Annotated in this window: 17 protein-coding genes; 2 read left to right on the top strand and 15 right to left on the bottom strand. The window is 53.6% G+C overall.

What is annotated here, in order from left to right; genetic code table 11:
* Nucleotides 1–32: 32 nt before the first annotated feature.
* The 14 genes from ptsG to yceD all read right to left on the bottom strand — a co-directional run bounded on the left by ptsG (nt 33) and on the right by yceD (nt 12,260).
* Entirely contained in the window at nt 33–1,466 is a 1,434-nt protein-coding gene (ptsG, locus tag QMZ30_RS12245; RefSeq protein WP_058973578.1) for a PTS glucose transporter subunit IIBC, read from the bottom strand.
* A gap of 283 nt (nt 1,467–1,749) precedes the next feature.
* The gene (locus tag QMZ30_RS12240) at nt 1,750–2,541 is read right to left on the bottom strand and encodes a metal-dependent hydrolase (RefSeq protein ID WP_283227596.1); all 792 of its coding nucleotides are present in this window, start codon (nt 2,539–2,541) and stop codon (nt 1,750–1,752) included.
* Between the two features lie 17 nt (nt 2,542–2,558).
* The gene (gene holB / locus QMZ30_RS12235; RefSeq protein WP_283227595.1) at nt 2,559–3,548 is read right to left on the bottom strand and encodes a DNA polymerase III subunit delta'; all 990 of its coding nucleotides are present in this window, start codon (nt 3,546–3,548) and stop codon (nt 2,559–2,561) included.
* The gene (gene tmk / locus QMZ30_RS12230; RefSeq protein ID WP_283227594.1) at nt 3,545–4,180 is read right to left on the bottom strand and encodes a dTMP kinase; all 636 of its coding nucleotides are present in this window, start codon (nt 4,178–4,180) and stop codon (nt 3,545–3,547) included. The genes holB and tmk overlap by 4 nt, the downstream gene beginning before the upstream one ends.
* Entirely contained in the window at nt 4,170–5,189 is a 1,020-nt protein-coding gene (gene mltG, locus QMZ30_RS12225; protein WP_283227593.1) for an endolytic transglycosylase MltG, read from the bottom strand. The genes tmk and mltG overlap by 11 nt, the downstream gene beginning before the upstream one ends.
* Nucleotides 5,186–5,998, bottom strand: a complete 813-nt coding sequence (gene pabC, locus QMZ30_RS12220; protein ID WP_283227592.1) for an aminodeoxychorismate lyase — start codon at nt 5,996–5,998, stop codon at nt 5,186–5,188. Before pabC ends, mltG begins: the two co-directional genes overlap by 4 nt.
* 122 nt (nt 5,999–6,120) lie before the next feature.
* The gene (gene fabF, locus QMZ30_RS12215) at nt 6,121–7,362 is read right to left on the bottom strand and encodes a beta-ketoacyl-ACP synthase II (protein ID WP_283227591.1); all 1,242 of its coding nucleotides are present in this window, start codon (nt 7,360–7,362) and stop codon (nt 6,121–6,123) included.
* Nucleotides 7,363–7,447: 85 nt separating this feature from the next.
* Entirely contained in the window at nt 7,448–7,684 is a 237-nt protein-coding gene (gene acpP, locus QMZ30_RS12210) for an acyl carrier protein (protein ID WP_007885774.1), read from the bottom strand.
* Nucleotides 7,685–7,837: 153 nt separating this feature from the next.
* Nucleotides 7,838–8,572, bottom strand: coding sequence for a 3-oxoacyl-ACP reductase FabG (gene fabG, locus QMZ30_RS12205; protein ID WP_039333672.1), 735 nt, complete (start codon nt 8,570–8,572; stop codon nt 7,838–7,840).
* A 10-nt stretch (nt 8,573–8,582) separates the two neighbouring features.
* Nucleotides 8,583–9,515, bottom strand: coding sequence for an ACP S-malonyltransferase (fabD, locus tag QMZ30_RS12200; RefSeq protein WP_283227590.1), 933 nt, complete (start codon nt 9,513–9,515; stop codon nt 8,583–8,585).
* Nucleotides 9,516–9,531: 16 nt separating this feature from the next.
* Nucleotides 9,532–10,485 (bottom strand): beta-ketoacyl-ACP synthase III, encoded by a 954-nt coding sequence (locus QMZ30_RS12195; RefSeq protein WP_283227589.1) that lies wholly within the window; start codon nt 10,483–10,485, stop codon nt 9,532–9,534.
* Nucleotides 10,486–11,526 (bottom strand): phosphate acyltransferase PlsX, encoded by a 1,041-nt coding sequence (gene plsX, locus QMZ30_RS12190; protein ID WP_283227588.1) that lies wholly within the window; start codon nt 11,524–11,526, stop codon nt 10,486–10,488. It lies immediately after the preceding gene.
* Nucleotides 11,527–11,553: 27 nt separating this feature from the next.
* Entirely contained in the window at nt 11,554–11,724 is a 171-nt protein-coding gene (rpmF, locus tag QMZ30_RS12185; protein ID WP_007885783.1) for a 50S ribosomal protein L32, read from the bottom strand.
* A gap of 14 nt (nt 11,725–11,738) precedes the next feature.
* Nucleotides 11,739–12,260: a 23S rRNA accumulation protein YceD gene (gene yceD, locus QMZ30_RS12180; RefSeq protein ID WP_058973586.1), complete on the bottom strand. Its 522-nt coding sequence runs from the start codon at nt 12,258–12,260 to the stop codon at nt 11,739–11,741.
* A gap of 143 nt (nt 12,261–12,403) precedes the next feature.
* Between yceD and QMZ30_RS12175 the strand changes: the two genes are divergently transcribed.
* Nucleotides 12,404–12,985, top strand: coding sequence for a Maf family protein (locus QMZ30_RS12175; protein ID WP_502921480.1), 582 nt, complete (start codon nt 12,404–12,406; stop codon nt 12,983–12,985).
* A gap of 11 nt (nt 12,986–12,996) precedes the next feature.
* On the opposite strand, the gene rluC is transcribed toward QMZ30_RS12175, so the two are convergent.
* A complete protein-coding gene (rluC, locus tag QMZ30_RS12170; RefSeq protein ID WP_283227586.1) occupies nt 12,997–13,953 on the bottom strand; it encodes a 23S rRNA pseudouridine(955/2504/2580) synthase RluC in 957 nt (318 codons plus the stop codon).
* 574 nt (nt 13,954–14,527) lie between these two features.
* Here rluC and rne point away from each other — a divergent pair.
* Nucleotides 14,528–17,869 carry a ribonuclease E gene (gene rne, locus QMZ30_RS12165; protein WP_283227585.1) on the top strand — a complete coding sequence of 1,114 codons (3,342 nt, stop codon included), beginning with the start codon at nt 14,528–14,530 and terminating at the stop codon, nt 17,867–17,869.
* Nucleotides 17,870–17,924 lie beyond the last annotated feature (55 nt).

Genomic DNA, 17,924 nt, shown 5'->3' with positions numbered 1-17,924 from the left:
GCAGCCATTTGGCCGCCCCCTGTCTCAATCCGTTACATATTACGGATATAGTCATCCATCTCGGTTTTCAGGTTATCGGATTTGGTCCCGAAAATTGCCTGAACGCCGGAACCGGCCACCACCACACCACGTGCGCCGAGGGTTTTCAGTTCCGCCTGGTCAACCTTCGCCACATCCGCCACGCTGACACGCAGACGGGTAATACAGGCATCGAGGTTGGTAATGTTTTCTTTACCACCGAAGGCAGTCACCAGTTTGCCCGCCATTTCGCTGCCGGTTGCGCTGCTCTGTTCCATTGCCGTGTCCTCACGTCCAGGTGTTTTCAGGTTCAGTTTCACAATCAGTACACGGAACACGGTGTAGTAGATCAGGCCGTAAATGATACCTACGATCGGGAACAGCCAGATTTTGCTGCTGTTACCGCTCAACACCACGAAGTCGATCAAGCCGTGTGAGAAACTCGTGCCGTCACGCATGCCCAGCAGAATACAGATTGGGAACGCCAGGCCTGCCAGGATCGCGTGGATCACATACAGAATCGGCGCGACGAACATGAACGAGAACTCGATCGGTTCGGTAATACCGGTCAGGAACGAGGTCAGCGCCGCGGAGATCATTATGCCGCCCACTTTGGCGCGGTTTTCTGGTTTAGCCGAGTGCCAGATAGCAATCGCTGCAGCCGGCAAGCCATACATTTTAAACAGGAAGCCGCCAGAGAGTTTGCCCGCGGTTGGGTCGCCCGCCATGTAGCGCGGAATATCACCGTGGAACACCTGACCTGCTGCGTTAGTGAACTCACCAATCTGCATCTGGAATGGAACGTTCCAGATATGGTGAAGACCAAACGGCACCAGCGAACGCTCCACCACACCGTAGATACCAAACGCCACGACCGGGTTCTGATAGGCAGCCCATTGTGAGAAGTCCTGAATCGCCGTACCGATAGGTGGCCAGATAAAGGAGAGTACAATACCGGTGAAAATCGCGGTCAGACCCGAAATGATCGGCACAAAGCGTTTACCGGCGAAGAAGCCGAGATACTCAGGCAGTTTGATACGGTAGAAACGGTTGAACATGTAGGCGGCAATCGAACCCGCAATAATGCCGCCGAGCACACCGGTATCCGCCAGGTGCTTAGCATCAATCTCCGCAGCAGGTAAATGCAGCACTAACGGCGCAACCACCGCCATGGTTTTCACCATGATGCCGTAAGCCACCACGGACGCGAGTGCCGAAACACCATCGTTGTTGGTAAAGCCGAGCGCCACACCAATCGCGAAGATCAACGGCATATTGGCGAACACGGAACCACCCGCTTCTGCCATCACATGAGAAACCACCGCTGGCAACCAGCTGAAGTTTGCAGAACCAACACCGAGCAATATACCGGCGATCGGCAGAACCGATACCGGCAACATCAGCGATTTACCTACTTTCTGCAGGTTCGCAAATGCGTTCTTGAACATAAAAACTCCTGAGTATGAGTGCGTTTTTGCGCAGTGCGCATGGCAAAGGGGGAGGATCCTTTACCAGGGTGACGCTGAGCGTCTTTTGATTTATTACGAAGGGTAAAATAAATAGCGAATTGTTACTTTGACGGCTATCACGTTTCGCCGATGAAATTTTATTGCTTTCAGTGATTTCTTACAGACCTGCCTGAATAAGCAGCAATAAAACACTGCCTGCGTCGCGTTAAACGCGGCACAGGACAGTAATAGGCAATTAATTCATAGTTCGAAATAAAACGAATTAGCCGCCAAGACGGCTCATAGGAACGTGGAACAGGCGGGAAAAGTTCTCGGTAGTTGCTGCAGCCAGAGTTTCAATGTCTACCCCTTTCAGTACCGCCATATAATCGGCGACATCACGGGTAAAAGCGGGCTGATTCTCTTTGCCACGATGTGGCACTGGCGCCAGATAGGGAGAATCGGTTTCTACCAGCATGCGGTCCAGCGGCACGTAGCGCGCGGCATCACGAATTTGCTCCGCATTGCGGAAGGTCAAAATACCGGAGAAGGAGATATAAAAGCCCATATCAAGCAATTTCGCGGCGGTGGTTTGATCCTCGGTGAAGCAGTGCAGTACACCACCACACTTTTCAACCTGCTCTTCACGCAGGATCGCCAGCGTATCTTCACGCGCATCGCGGGTGTGAACGATGATCGGTTTGTTCAGCGCAATACCGGTACGGATATGCTCGCGAAAAGAGGCTTGCTGCTGCGCTTTGGTTTCCTGTTGGTAGAAGTAATCCAGTCCCGTTTCACCCAGCGCGATCACCTGCTCTTCCGCAGCTAAGCGACGGAATTCTTCAACATCGTAAGGCGCTTCCTGATTGAGTGGATGGACGCCGCACGCGAGTGCGATATTTTCACGGTCACCCACCAGCTGTTTAATTTTGTAGTAGTCCGGCAGCGTGGTGGCAATCGCCAGCATAAACTTCACATCACGGGCCGCCGCTTTGGCGATCACATCGTCCAAATCGCGGTGCTGTTTTTCATAATCAAGACCATCAAGATGGCAGTGCGAATCAACAATAAACATACTTCTCTCTTTTTTACTTAGCCGACTAACGCGGGTGACATCAATCGTCCCCAGGCGAGCAAGCGGTCGGTCAAAATCAGTTCACGATTTAGCGCAGCAACATGCAACAGCTGTTCGCGGCATTGCATCCACTGCTGGGCACTGGCATTCAGCGCACTGCTGTTGAGATGTTGTGCCAGTTGCATAACGACATCGGTTCTGTCGCCGTTACTGAGCCATTGGCTGGCCCCTTGCTGCACTTTCATGGCATCAACTAGCAACGAAATCAGCCAACTCAGCCGCTCTGCCACATCATCGCTATTGAGAGCCGGCAACAGTTGCAGCACATCCCCATTAACAGCGGTGAGCAAGGTTTCACACAGCCTGGTACGCGCCTGCCAGCGGTCGGGTTGCAACAGCGATAACGCCGCCGCGGGTGCGCCATTACTTAAACGCAGTGCAGCACGCAGCACGACTTCAGGCTGCGGTTGTTGTTTGTGCAACCACGACAAACTTTGTACTTCTTCGAGCGGAGACAAATGCCATGTCATGCAACGACTGCGCAATGTTGCCAGTAAGCGCGACGGCTCACGCACGCTGAGGAAGAACCAACAGTTTGCCGGGGGTTCTTCCAGTGTTTTCAGCAAGGCATTTGCCGCAGCTTCGGTCAGTTGTGCGGCATCCGGTAGCCAAACAATCTTCGCACCACCCTGTTGGGCGAAATGATAGAGCTTTTCAGTCACATCGCGCACGGCATCGATTCCCAGCGACGACTTGCCCTTTTCAGCCTCCAGGCGATACCAGTCTGGATGAGTGTGCGCCTGCATCAACTGGCAACCGTGGCAATGGCCACAGCTTTTTAATCCTTCGGGCTGCTGGCACATTAGCCAACGGCTTACGCCCCAAACCAGCGCATCATCACCCATCCCTTCGATGGCTTGAATCAGTAAGGCGTGATGCGCCTGACCGGCTTGATGTCGGGCAATAATCTGCCGATAAGGCTGGTTCAGCCATGGATACCAGTTCATGCCGCCTGACCTGCCAGCCAGTTGCGCAGCGCCTGCTGAAGTGACGATGTCACGTCTGCAATATTCTGCGTCGCGTCAATCGTGGTGATGGTAGGATCTGCGGCTGCCAGGGCCAGATAACGTTCACGTGTGCGCTCGAAAAAGCGCAGCGATTCCTGTTCAATACGATCCAGCTCACCGCGTGCACGTGCACGCTGCAGACCAATTTCTGGCGTGACATCAAGATAGAGCGTCAGATCAGGACGGAAATCGCCCAGCACCGCATCGCGTAAGGTGGTCATCAACTGCGTGTCCAGCCCACGACCTCCGCCTTGATAGGCCTGTGAAGACAAATCATGACGGTCGCCGATAACCCAGGCACCGCGTGCCAGTGCGGGCTTGATAACGTTTTCTACCAGTTGCACGCGTGCGGCATACAGCATCAGCAGCTCGGCTTTATCCGTGACCTGCTCACCCTCGATACCTTGTTTCACCAGTACACGAAGCTGCTCCGCTAACGGGGTGCCGCCGGGTTCACGCGTGAAAACCACGTCACTGATCCCCTGCTCATGCAATATCGCGACGATGGCGTCACGTGCGGTGGTTTTGCCTGCGCCTTCCAGACCCTCGATGACGATAAACTTACTTTTCATTTTTTTCCTTCATAGCCAGCCGGTAAACCTGTACCGCTTTATTATGGCTGGCGAGGTTGGTGGTAAAGGTGTGACCGCCTTTACCATCCGCGACAAAATAGAGGTAATTGGTTTTTTCCGGATGCGCCGCCGCTTCCAGTGATGCCCTACCCGGCATGGCAATTGGCCCTGGCGGCATACCACTAATGGTATAGGTATTGTAATTGGTTGGCGTTTCCAGGTCTTTACGCGTCAGCGTGCCCGTGTAACTGTCACCCATACCGTAGATGACCGTGGGATCGGTTTGCAGTTTCATGCCGGTACGCAGTCGGTTTATAAACACCGATGCCACGCGCGCGCGCTCTTCGCTGACGCCCGTTTCTTTTTCGATGATGGAGGCCATGGTCACCAAATCCTGCTCTTTCTTATACGGCAGATTGTCCATGCGGCCTTGCCAAATCTCATCGACCAGTTTGTTCATGCGCGCGTGCGCACGCTCCAGTAGTGCCACATCGCTGGTATTGGCGGTGTAGAGATAAGTGTCAGGATAGAAAGCGCCTTCGAGCTGGCTGGCATCCAGTTTAAGAGCTGCTGCCACGGTGGCAAATTCATCATCCGTCAGGGTGTGTTTGAGATAAGGCGCTTTGCGCAGTTCTGCCAACCACTCTTTCAAACGTGAGCCTTCAACAAAGCGCACCGGGAACTGTGCCTCTTTGCCGCTGGCCAACAGCTCAAGCAACTGGCGCACCGTCATATTGCTTTCCAGCCGATAAGTACCTGCCTTGAATTTGGCTAATTCCGGTTCCAGTTTCAATAACGGGCCAAACCAGATGCTGGCAGGAATAATGTGCTGACTTTCCAGCTGTGCTTCCAGCACTACGCGACCGCTGCCTGCTGGCAGTGTATAAATGGTTTCCTGGCTGATCGTCAAAGGTGTATCGGCTAAACGTTCGATTTGCCAATAACTAAAGGCGGCCGCGAGGCCGGCAATCGCCACGGCGCTGGCGACGATTTTCTTCATTCGGGTCATGTTGCTTCCATTGTCTGGCAACTGGCGTGCAGTTGCTGGTACAGCGTGCGTGCGGAGAACGAAACATCGTCAATTTTTCGCACAGGTAAAACCGGCATCAGGGCATTGCATATCACCACTTCATCGGCGTTCAGCACATCGTCCCTGCTACCGTCAATCAATTGACAACACTGCCCTGCCATCGCCATTTGCGCCATCAGATAACGGCGCATAATGCCATTCACACCCGCTTGTTCCAGGCGCGGCGTATAGATGCGTTCGCCTTTGCGCCAGAATAAATTGGCCGCACAGCATTCCACCACCGTCCCTGCAGTGTCAAGCACCAGCGCTTCGTCAGCGTCGGTCTGATCAAGATGTCGACGGATCAGCACTTGTTCAAGTCGGTTCAGATGCTTTAGCCCAGCCAGCAAAGGATTTCTTGCCAACCTCACCGGACTGGTGACGAGGGTTGCGCCATGCTGCTGCAGACGTGCGTAGTGCTGCGGCCAGGGTGCCAGCGAAAGAATGCGAGTCGGCGTCTCGCAGCCGGCTCGGCTGTAGCCTCTGCCCCCTTCACCAGGCGTCAGAATGACTTTTAATACGGCCTGAGCCTGACCACTGGCCAGCTGCTGCATCTCTGCCGACAATAATGCTAAATCAGGGAGCGGCATAAACAGGCGTTCACAGCTCTCTTTCAGCCGTTGCAGATGGGCATCCAGCAACTGAATTCTGCCGCTAACCACCGCTGCAGTGGTAAAGCAGCCGTCGCCAAACTGCACCGCGCGATCGCTTGCGGAGAGCACGTTCTGCTCTATGCCGTTTATCAACATACCCATCCCCTTGGCTACTGTGCCTGTTTACATACCATCGACGAACGTAAGATTCCACGCCACTGCGTGTCAAAATATAAAAAAGGCCCGCATTGCGGGCCTTTTATTGGGCGGGGTATGAATTATACCTTGCGGAAGATCAGCGAACCGTTGGTGCCGCCAAATCCGAAGGAGTTACACAGAGCATACTCCAGACCACTCACCTGACGCGCCGTATGCGGCACGAAATCCAGGTCGCAACCTTCATCTGGATTATCCAGGTTGATGGTTGGCGGAATGGCCTGGTCACGCAGTGCCAGAATCGAATAAATCGATTCTACGGCGCCTGCCGCACCGAGCAAGTGTCCGGTCATTGATTTGGTAGAGCTGACCATCACACTGCGGGCCGCTGAACCAAATACTGACTTCACTGCCTGCGCTTCAGCTTTGTCACCGGCTGGCGTCGAGGTGCCATGTGCGTTAACGTAGCCAATCTGCTCCGCATTCAGTTGCGCATCACGCAAGGCATTGACCATTGCCGCTGCTGCACCTGAACCATCCTCCGGAGGAGAGGTCATGTGGTAAGCATCGCTGCTCATGCCGAAACCGATAATTTCAGCATAGATTTTCGCACCGCGCTTCTTCGCATGTTCGTACTCTTCCAGCACCACAATGCCTGCACCGTCACCCAGCACAAAGCCATCACGATCTTTATCCCACGGACGGCTTGCCGCCTGCGGGTTCTCGTTATTTGTGGAGAGCGCACGTGCAGCACCGAAGCCACCAACACCCAGTGGGGTACTGGCTTTTTCAGCACCACCAGCCAGCATAACGTCAGCATCGTTGTACGCGATGATACGCGCAGCATGACCAATGTTATGCACGCCTGAAGTACAAGCCGTTGCAATCGAAATGCTTGGACCTTTCAGACCGTACATGATGGTCAGATGACCGGCTACCATGTTAACGATGGTCGAAGGAACAAAGAATGGGCTGATTTTGCGCGGACCGCCGTTGACCAGAGAACTGTGGTTATCTTCAATCAAACCCAGTCCGCCGATGCCGGAACCAATTGCCGCACCGATGCGACCGGCATTTTCGTCGGTTACAACCAGACCGGAGTCTGCCATAGCCTGAATGCCGGCAACAATGCCGTATTGGATGAAGTCATCCATCTTGCGCTGATCTTTGCGCGAGATGAATTCATCGCAATTAAAATCTCTTACTAAGCCCGCAAAGCGTGTTGCATAGGCACTAGTATCAAAATGGTCGATCAGGTTAATGCCGCTCTGACCGGCAAGGAGAGCACTCCAGGTAGACTCTACGGTATTGCCGACAGGAGACAACATGCCAAGACCAGTCACAACTACACGACGCTTAGACACGTACGTCCTCCAGGGAGGGAAAAAATAACGCTATGTGGGGCAAACATAAAACTCAGGCGGTCGAGTGACCGCCTGAAGATATTCATTAGCCTTGATGGCTATTGATGTAATCGATCGCTGCCTGAACGGTAGTGATTTTCTCAGCTTCTTCGTCTGGAATTTCAGTATCAAACTCTTCTTCCAGAGCCATTACCAGCTCAACGGTGTCAAGAGAATCTGCACCCAGGTCTTCAACGAAAGAAGCAGTGTTAATCACTTCGTCTTCTTTAACACCCAGCTGCTCAGCTACGATTTTCTTAACGCGTTGTTCGATATCGCTCATACTATTTAATTTCCTATCAAAACTCGCTTTCGCGATGGTTTTCGTAGTGTATAAAATGTTGAAAAAGATGCAACAAAATCCCGGCTGGTCGAACCACGATTTTGCGCTATTCTGCGGTGTTTACCGCAGATAATGCAAATGATTTCGTGATTATCAGACCATGTACATGCCGCCATTGACGTGCAGCGTCTCACCCGTGATGTAAGAGGCTTCGTCAGAGGCTAAGAATGCAACAGCATTGGCAATCTCCTGCGGGTCGCCTAAACGACCTGCCGGCACTTCTGCCAAAATGCCCGAGCGCTGATCTTCGTTCAGTGCACGCGTCATGTCCGTCTCAATAAAGCCCGGAGCCACGACGTTTACGGTAATGCCACGTGACGCGACTTCTCGCGCCAGTGATTTGCTAAAGCCAATCAAACCTGCTTTTGCTGCCGCGTAGTTTGTTTGGCCCGCGTTACCCATGGTTCCAACTACAGAACCGATGGTAATGATACGGCCCACGCGTTTTTTCATCATGGCACGCATAACCGCCTTAGAAAGGCGGAAGACCGATGTCAGGTTGGTATCGAGGATATCCGCCCATTCATCGTCTTTCATGCGCATCAACAGATTGTCACGCGTAATGCCTGCATTATTGACTAAAATGTCCACTTCGCCAAATTCAGCGCGAACTTTCTCGAGCACGCTCTCAATAGAGGCGGCATCGGTCACGTTCAACAGCAGACCTTTACCCTTATCGCCGAGGTAAGCACTGATTGCTTCCGCACCGCTTTCACTGGTAGCCGTTCCCACCACTTTCGCACCGCGTGCAACCAGCGTTTCCGCGATCGCACGGCCAATGCCGCGGCTTGCGCCAGTAACCAGCGCTACTTTACCTTCAAAGCTCATGTTTTTCCTCTTATTCCTGTGTAAACGCAGCGTTTAGTGAAGCAGAATCGTTCACGGCAGCAGCGGTCAGGCTATCCACAATACGCTTGGTCAGACCGGTCAGGACTTTACCTGGACCGATCTCCAGCAATTGGTCAACACCCTGGGTCGCGATAAACTCAACCGCTTCCGTCCAACGAACGGGGCTGTACAGCTGACGCACCAAGGCGCTGCGAATCGCTGCAGCCTCAGTTTCGCACTTCACATCCACGTTGTTAACTACCGGTACGGCTGGGGCGTTGAACGTTATGTTCTCCAGCGCAACGGCAAGTTTCTCTGCGGCAGGCTTCATTAACGCACAGTGCGACGGCACGCTGACCGGCAACGGCAACGCACGTTTTGCGCCAGCGGCTTTACAGGCGGCACCAGCACGTTCTACCGCTTCTTTATTGCCCGCGATAACCACCTGGCCTGGCGAGTTGAAGTTGACCGGTGAAACCACTTGGCCCTGAGCACTCTCTTCACAGGCTTTACGGATGGATTCATCATCCAGCCCAATAATCGCCTGCATAGCACCCGTGCCCTCTGGCACCGCTTCTTGCATCAGTTTACCGCGCAGTTCAACCAGCTTGATGGCATCGGCGAAGTTCAGTACACCGGAACATACCAGCGCAGAGTATTCGCCTAAGCTGTGACCCGCCATCAGCTCAGGCTGTGGGCCGTTTTTACTCTGCCAGACACGGTAAATGGCCACTGAAGCCGCCAGCAAGGCGGGTTGGGTCTGCCAGGTTTTGTTTAACTCTTCAGCGGGGCCTTGTTGCACCAGCTGCCATAAGTCGTAACCCAGTGCATCTGAAGCTTCACGGAATGTGGCTTCAACCTGCGGATTTTCTGCAGCCAGGTCGGCCAACATGCCTACGGTCTGCGATCCCTGTCCTGGGAAAACAAAAGCAAATTGTGTCATCTTTCGTTCCTGTCAATCAAAAGCGAACCAGCGCCGAACCCCAGGTGAAACCGCCACCAAAGGCCTCGAGCAAAATCAGTTGTCCTGGCTTGATACGGCCATCACGCACGGCTTCATCAAGTGCGCTTGGCACGGAAGCGGCGGAGGTGTTGCCGTGGCGATCCAGCGTGACCACAACCTTGTCCATGCCCATGCCGAGTTTTTTGGCGGTGGCACTGATAATGCGCAAGTTGGCCTGATGCGGCACCAACCAGTCAAGCATTTCGCGGTCAAGGTTATTGGCCTGCAGTGTCTCGTCAACGATGTGGGCGAGTTCAGTTACCGCCACTTTGAAGACTTCATTGCCTGCCATGGTGAGGTAAGCGGGCTCACTCTGATTCGCGCGGTCCTGGTAAGGCAGCGTCAACAGTTTGCCATAGCGACCATCTGCATGCAGATGCGTTGAAAGGATGCCTGGCTCTTCACTTTGACCTAACACCACCGCACCCGCGCCATCACCAAACAGGATAATGGTGCCGCGATCTTCCGGATCCAGTGTCCGGGCCAGAACATCCGCGCCAATCACCAGCGCGTGTTTAACCACGCCATTTTTGATGTATTGATCGGCAACGCTCAATGCGTAGGTGAACCCTGCGCAAGCGGCGGCCAAATCAAATGCCGCACAGTCGTTAATCTCCAGCATTTGCTGGATCATGCACGCTGAACTTGGGAAGGCGTGGCTGGAAGAGGTGGTTGCCACAATAATGAGACCGACATCGCTGGCAGCAACGCCAGCCATTTCCAGCGCACGTTGCGCGGCGGTAAAGCCCATGGTGGCCACGGTTTCATCTGGCGCAGCAATGCGGCGCTCACGGATGCCGGTACGGGTGACAATCCACTCGTCCGAAGTTTCCACCAGTTTTTCAAGATCCGCATTGGTGCGAACCTGCTCAGGCAAATAGCTGCCCGTACCGATAATTTTGGTAAACATCTACGCTTTGTCACTCCTGGCTAATACAGCGTCAAGGCGCGCAGCAATCCTCTCTGGGACTTGCCTTCGCACCGCCTGCTCTGCCTGCTCTATCGCCACGGCAAACGCACGTTGATTCGCCGCACCGTGGCTTTTGATCACTGTCCCGCGCAATCCTAACAGACAAGCGCCATTGTACTGGTCGGGGTTGAGATGACCGAAACGTTTAGCCAGGCGCTTTTGAATCCAGCGCCCGACCAGTTTCAACCACCAGGCCCGTTTTTTCCCATCCTCTGACGACTTGAGCAGAGAAAGAAACATTCTTACCACGCCTTCCATGGTTTTCAGCGTGACGTTGCCCACGAAGCCATCACAGACCAGCACATCCGTCTTGCCGGTGAGGAGATCGTTCCCCTCAAGATATCCAATATAGTTGATTTGCGGTGTGTCTCGTAGAACCGCAGATGCTGCGCGAATCGTTTCCAACCCTTTGGTCTCTTCCTGACCAATGTTCAACAGTGCAACGCGCGGCTTGGCAATTTCCAGCACTTCTTCTGCCATGACAGCGCCCATCACCGCAAACTGCACCAGCATGTCGCTGTCGGATTCGACGTTCGCGCCCAGATCCAGCACCACCGTTTTGCCATGCTGCTGATGCGGCAAGACGGTCATCAACGCCGGACGCTCAATCCCATCCAGCGGCTTTAATAACATTTTTGCCAGGCCCATCAATGCGCCGGTATTTCCCGCACTGATACACGCCTGTGCTCTCCCCTCTTTCACCTGCTCTAACGCCACGCGCATTGAACTACCGCGACTGTTACGAATAGCTTGTGAAGGTTTGGCATCACTTGCAATAACCGATTCGGCAGGGATCACCTGCACACGCCCCAGTAACGAGGAATCCGCTTTGGCAAGAAATGACGAGATGATGTCGGGATCACCGACCAGAAGAAGAACCAGATGCGTATGAGAGGCCAGTGCCTGCAAGGATGCAGGCACTGTCACGCAGGGACCGAAATCCCCGCCCATGGCATCAACTGCCAGGGTCAAACGTGTCAAGGTATCGCCTTGCGTAACCGCAAAGAATTACTTGGTGATAACCTTGCGACCGCGGTAGTAACCATCCGCAGTGATATGGTGACGCAGATGAGTTTCACCAGAAACTTTATCTACTGACAGAGCTGCGGTGGTCAGCGCATCGTGTGAACGACGCATACCACGCTTAGAACGGGTTGGTTTATTCTGTTGTACGGCCATGGACCTTACTCCTATTACTTACGCTTTAAACTGGCTAATACGGCAAATGGATTTGGTTTTTCTGCCTCTGCAGGCAACTTCCCAAATACCATGTCCGCGTCGGACACTTCACAGTGTTCAGAATCATGCACCGGAACGACAGGCAGCGCGAGGATGAGTTCATCTTCGATGACTGCCAGCAAGTCGATTTCGCCGAAATCATTGATATCAACTGGCTCGTACGCTTCCGGCAGTGCCTCGGCCTGCTCATCAGAAGAGACAGGACTGAAGCAATAGCTTACGTGAACATGATGCGAAAACGACTGGTTGCAGCGTTGACATGACAGAGTCACCTGCGTTTCAGCTGTTCCCTCAAGAACCGCTAAGCGCTGGTTGTCAATCGCAAACGACATGGTGCATTCCACATCACTGTCCACACTCACGACCGTTTCAGCCAAACGCGCCACCAATTCAGGTGCATACACACCTTGGTAATCAAGGCGTTTTTGCGCGGCACGGGCCACATCGATCGTCAGGGGTAATTTTACCTTTTGCATAGGGCGCGCATATTAACTTTGTAACGTCATAGAGTCAAAGAAAAAGGCCGGATTACAGCATCTTTCACCCGTTAGTCGCATCCAGTGCGGCGCATAGTTTAAAATGACTGTCATCTTTACGCTATCTATTCTGAAAAAAAATGATGACTCCGTTAATTTTGGCTTCGACCTCTCCTTTCCGTCAGACCTTGCTGGCTAAGCTTGGCCTGCCGTTCATAGCCGCCGCCCCAGATTGTGACGAAACCCCATGGCCCGATGAATCCGCGCATGCGTTGGTGCAACGCCTGGCGTTAGCCAAGGCTCAGGCACTGGCAAAAGATTACCCTGACCACTGGATCATCGGCTCAGATCAGGTTTGCGTATTGGATGGTGTGATTACGGGAAAACCTCATACCGTTGAAAATGCCTGCCAGCAACTTTCGGCTGCCAGCGGTAAGGTGATCACTTTTTACACCGGGTTGGCGTTGATGCAACCGCAAAGTCAGCAACAGCAGGTGATTGTTGAGCCCTTTAAAGTGCATTTCCGCACCTTAAGTGATGAAGAGATTCGCTACTACGTAGAAAAGGAACAACCGTTGAACTGTGCAGGCAGTTTTAAAAGTGAAGGGATGGGAATTTGTCTGTTTGAACGGCTTGAGGGACGCGATCCCAATGCATTAATTGGGCTACCGCTGATTGCGCTGAATGAAATGCTCATAAAAGTGGGCATCAACGCATTAGGTTGATGCCCGTTGCATCACGCTTTTTTCTGACGTAGCTGTGCAAGGCAATGCTTAAGCGCATTATCCAGCGGCGCTTCCATCCGCAACACTTCCCCGGTATTCGGGTGTGTGAAGGTCAGGGCTGCCGCGTGCAAGAACAAGCGAGCCAGACCCGTTGACGCGAGTTGGCGGTCAAATTCACGATCGCCATAACGGTCGTCAAACGCAATCGGATGTCCACCATGCAGCGTGTGCACGCGAATCTGATGCGTACGGCCGGTGACCGGACTCGCTTTTACTAACGTCGCAAAGCCAAAGCGCTCTTCAACTTTAAAGCGCGTCTCAGAAGGCTTACCTTCCGCACTCACGCGCACCACACGCTCACCACTTTGCAAAATATTTTTCAGCAAAGGAGCCTGCACAACTTTCAAATGTGACGGCCAGTCGCCGCGCACCAGTGCCAGGTAATCTTTCTGCATGCCTTTTTCGCGCAACTGCTCATGCAGCGAACGCAGCGCCGAGCGTTTTTTAGCCACCAGCAGAATGCCCGAGGTATCACGGTCAAGGCGATGAACCAATTCCAGGAAACGCGCTTCCGGACGCAGTGCGCGCAGACCTTCAATAACCCCAAAGCTCAGGCCGCTTCCGCCATGAACTGCTGTGCCTGAAGGTTTGTTCAACACCAGTAAATGATCGTCTTCGTACAGGATGGCATGCGCCAGCGCCGCGACTTTGTCGAGTTTAGGCGATACCGCCTGCTCTTCTCGCTCGGCAACCCGCACTGGAGGAATACGAACTTCGTCGCCCTCTTCCAGTTTGTACTCTGCTTTGACGCGACCTTTATTTACGCGAACCTCGCCTTTACGCAAGATGCGATAAATCATGCTTTTCGGCACGCCCTTGAGCTGGGTGCGCAAAAAGTTATCAATTCGTTGTCCGGCATTTTCAGCCGTAATGGCGACATACTGTACGCCGGGATTCTCTGTTTTCATGGCGGCGATTCTAAATAGTGTCCCTGGATAGCGCCACCCCTTTTTCTGTGCTTAACTCTCTCTTTATCGCGTTGGGAAAAGGTCTTGATGATGACTTTTTCCTCAAAGTGAGGTTAAGCCCTGCAAATGAACAGGTTAAGGATGCACAAACTTCACAGCTCGGCAAAAGTCGCCTTGCTATATGTTGGTGAGCAATGGAATAATGCAGGGGTTTCTGTCCTGGAAAGAGTCAGGCAGGAAAAAGAGCGAAATTAAGGTATTTTGCCGGATGAAACTGACACGCAGCAATGGCGTAAGACGTGATGTTTAATCAGGCACTTAGCGGGCTGCGGGTTGCGGCCTGGACGACAGACTAGGATGTGTGGATTTCTGAATACTTTGTAGCAATTCCACCTTCAGGCGCTGGTTTTCCTTATGAAAAACAGGCCACCGACAAGATTTGCGCCTCTTTAGCCGACGACAACCGTGAGGTTGACGGCAGTGCATTAAGACACGAGGCCATCGGTTGATTCTCGTCCATGGGTAACGATGCCCGCAGCTTTATCACTCATGTGAGAATAACGAGTAAGTCACGATGAAAAGAATGTTAATTAACGCAACTCAGCAGGAGGAGTTGCGCGTTGCCCTTGTTGATGGACAACGTCTGTACGATCTGGATATCGAAAGCCCCGGACACGAGCAGAAAAAAGCCAACATCTACAAAGGTAAAATCACCCGTGTTGAACCAAGCCTCGAAGCTGCATTTGTAGACTACGGTGCTGAACGCCACGGTTTTCTCCCTCTGAAAGAAATTTCCCGCGAATATTTCCCTGCCAATTACAACGCACATGGTCGTCCGAACATCAAAGATGTGCTGCGTGAAGGTCAGGAAGTTATCGTTCAAATTGATAAAGAGGAGCGCGGTAATAAAGGTGCTGCATTAACCACCTTTATTTCACTGGCCGGTAGCTATCTGGTACTGATGCCGAACAACCCGCGTGCCGGTGGCATTTCCCGTCGCATCGAAGGTGATGACCGTACCGAACTGAAAGAAGCACTCTCCGCGCTGGAACTGCCAGACGGCATGGGCTTAATCGTTCGTACTGCGGGCGTGGGCAAATCTGCCGAATCACTGCAGTGGGATCTCAGCTTCCGACTGAAACACTGGGAAGCGATTAAAAAAGCCGCCGATAGCCGCCCTGCACCTTTCCTGATCCATCAGGAAAGTAACGTCATTGTGCGCGCCTTCCGCGACTACCTGCGTCAGGATATCGGTGAAATTCTTATCGATAACCCGAAAGTACTGGAACTGGCTCGTCAGCATATCGCTGCCTTGGGTCGTCCTGACTTCAGCAGCAAAATTAAACTGTACACCGGTGAAATTCCGCTGTTCAGCCATTATCAGATCGAGTCGCAGATTGAATCCGCCTTCCAGCGTGAAGTGCGTCTGCCTTCCGGTGGTTCGATTGTTATCGACAGCACTGAAGCGTTGACCGCTATCGACATCAACTCCGCACGTGCCACGCGCGGTGGTGATATCGAAGAAACGGCGTTTAATACGAACCTGGAAGCCGCTGATGAGATCGCGCGCCAGCTGCGCTTGCGTGACCTTGGTGGCCTGATCGTTATCGACTTCATCGATATGACACCAGTCCGTCACCAGCGTGCGGTTGAAAACCGTCTGCGCGAAGCCGTCCGTCAGGACCGCGCACGCATTCAGATCAGCCACATTTCGCGTTTCGGTTTACTGGAAATGTCGCGTCAGCGCCTTAGCCCTTCATTGGGCGAGTCCAGTCACCACGTGTGCCCACGTTGTAGCGGTACCGGCACCATTCGTGATAACGAATCGCTCTCTTTGTCTATTTTGCGTTTGATTGAAGAAGAAGCGCTGAAAGACAACACCAAAGAAGTGCATGCGATTGTACCTGTGCCGGTAGCCTCTTACCTGCTGAACGAAAAACGTGATGCAGTCAGCGCTATCGAGAAGCGCCAGGGTGGCGTCCGTGCCATTATCGTGCCGAACGATCAGATGGAAACGCCACATTACTCCGTGCTGCGCGTGCGCAAAGGTGAAGAGACGCAGACTCTCTCTTATCACCTGCCGAAGTTGCATGAAGCTGAGATGGCGTTGCCTTCGGAAGAAGAGCATGCTGAGCGTCGTCGTCCTGAGCAGCCAGCACTTGCCGCGTTCGTGATGCCGGATGCACCACCTGCGCCGGTTGAAGCTGAACAAACCAGCCAGCCTGTGGCGAAAGCCGATGCTAAACCTGCCGCCACTGCTGCACCTGCTGTTGCCAGCACCGGCTTTGTTGCTCGCCTTCTGAGTGGCTTGAAAAAACTGTTCGCGGGTGATGCACCTGCAGCAGCGCCAGCGGAAGTTAAGCCAGAAGAGAAAGCCGCTGAAGGTGAGAACAATCAACAGCGTGGCGAACGTCGTAACAACCGCCGCAGTAACAATCGCCGTGAACGCACTCCGCGTAATGGCGACAATTCGCAGGGTCGTGAAGCTCGCGAACCGCGTGAAGCACGTGAACCTCGCGAGTCGCGTGAACCGCGCGAAGCACGTGAGCCTCGTGATAACCAAGACAATCGCCGCAATAAGCGTCAGAACGAGCCACGTGGCGAGCGCCCTGCACTGACTGAAGAGCAGTTGCAGCAGCGTGATGAGCAGCAACAGCAGCGCCGTGAACAGCGTGCTGAGCGTCAGCGTCGTCGTCAGGAAGAAAAACGCACTCAGCAGCAGGATCAGAAAGCCGCTGATGCCGTTCAGACTGATATCGTTGACGAAAACGTTGCCCAGGAAGAAGAACGCGTTCAAGTCATGCCGCGTCGTAAACCGCGCCAGCTGAATCAGCGTGTCCGCGTGGGTGATACCACTGATGTGACCGCCGCGATTCCAACCCCAGGCGTTTCAGACGCTGCGGTTGAAACTGCACAGCGCACTCAGTTCAATGAGCAACCTGAAGCGGCCCATGATGAGCAAGATGACAACGAAAACCGTGATAGCGCCAATATGCCGCGCCGTTCACGTCGTTCTCCTCGTCACTTGCGCGTGAGTGGTCAGCGCCGTCGTCGCTATCGTGACGAGCGTTACCCAACGCAGTCTGCGATGCCGCTGGAATCAGCCTCTGCTTCGCCAGAAATGGCGTCAGGCAAAGTCTGGATTACCTATCCGGTTGCTCAGACGCACGAGCAGTTCTCTTCTCCGGAAGCGTTGAACGAAATGCCAGATTACAGCTATCAGCATACTGGTGAGCCGGATACTCAACCTGTGGCAGCGGAAGCGGCATCAACTGAAGTCGCGCAGCCTGAAACACAAGAGATCGTTCATCACGCTGAACCGCAGGCACACACTGAAGTGCCAGTGGTGAATACGGATGATCTGGCACCTGTTGCCGCTCCGGTCAACGAAGAACCTGCCGTGATCCCGGCTGCTGATGAGCAGATTGCGCAACAGACGGCGGCAGACGCGGTCCCGGCCATCACCGCTGATGAGCCTGTTGTTGAAGCCGTCGCAGATGTTCCACCCGTAGCAGATGCTGAACCTGAGGCAGAAGTTGAGCCTGCAGCAGAAGTCGTGCGTGAAGCTGTCGTCACCGCTGAACAAACCCCAGCAGATGTGGCGCCAACGGTCGAATCGCAAGTGGAAGAAGTGCTGAGTGCACCGGTTGCTGCTGAAGCGCCTGTTGCGCCTGTCGCGGAACCGCATGCACCCGCTGCCGCGCGTGACACTGCTGTAAACAACGCTGAAACCCGCTGGAAGCATCATGCCACTGCGCCGATGACCAAAGCACCGGCGCCGGCATGGGAACCTGAAGCGGTTCGTCACAGCGACTGGGTTCGCCCACCGTTCGACTTTGACGGTCGTGGTTCTGCAGGTGGCCACAGCGCCACTCATCAGGCGACAGCACCGGCTACACGTCCAGAAAGCGTTTAAGCTTAAGCCGTAAAGCGATAACAAAACCCCGACTGGTTCGGGGTTTTTTATTGCC

Origin of the sequence: Pantoea sp. EA-12 (assembly GCF_030053355.1) — a bacterium.
Lineage (GTDB): Bacteria > Pseudomonadota > Gammaproteobacteria > Enterobacterales > Enterobacteriaceae > Pantoea > Pantoea vagans_C.
The sequence above is the reverse complement of the archived record's forward strand: the minus strand, read 5'-3'. Positions and strand labels throughout refer to the sequence as shown.